Source organism: Verminephrobacter aporrectodeae subsp. tuberculatae At4 (assembly GCF_000193225.1).
Classification (GTDB): Bacteria; Pseudomonadota; Gammaproteobacteria; order Burkholderiales; family Burkholderiaceae_C; genus Acidovorax; species Acidovorax aporrectodeae.
In genome coordinates this window covers 1-491 of sequence record NZ_AFAL01000574.1, presented here as the reverse complement: position 1 = coordinate 491, position 491 = coordinate 1, and the positions used below count along the sequence as shown (strand labels likewise).

The 491-nt window shown below is 63.3% G+C and carries 1 protein-coding gene; it reads left to right on the top strand.

The window, feature by feature from the left end:
• Positions 1–68: 68 nt before the first annotated feature.
• Positions 69–491 (top strand): hypothetical protein (locus VTU_RS33770; protein ID WP_236610791.1); only part of this gene is annotated, 423 nt, incomplete at its 3' end.

Below are 491 nucleotides of genomic sequence, written 5' to 3'. Positions count from 1 at the left end.
CCATGATCAAGGGCCTGGGGGACTTCAACATAGGCCCCCTCATAGCCACCGCGAGCCACAACCTGACGATGATCACGCGCAACGGCAACATCAACCTCACGGGCAGCGCAGGCACCTCCGGTATGGGCAGTTCCCGGAGGGTGGTTGCGTACGTCAACGGCGACCTCACCCTGGTGGCGAACAACATCCTGCTGGAAGGCAGCTACCTGCGAACAGCAAACGGGGCCCTGAACCTCACAGCGACCACGGGCAACATCACGGCCACCGCGCTGCGGGCGTCAAAGACCGAGGCGGGTTTTCTCAACCACTACTGGGATTACGTGCAACTGCTGGGCGGCCGGGGGGTGAACATTCGCGCTGCGGGCCACATTGACATGGATGGCGTGGACGTGCGCAGCCATGAAAGCGTGAACATACAGTCCGGGGGCGACACCACCATTGCGGGCAAGCATGGCCGCTGGACAGTGGACGAGCCTATCCGGGCGGCTGGT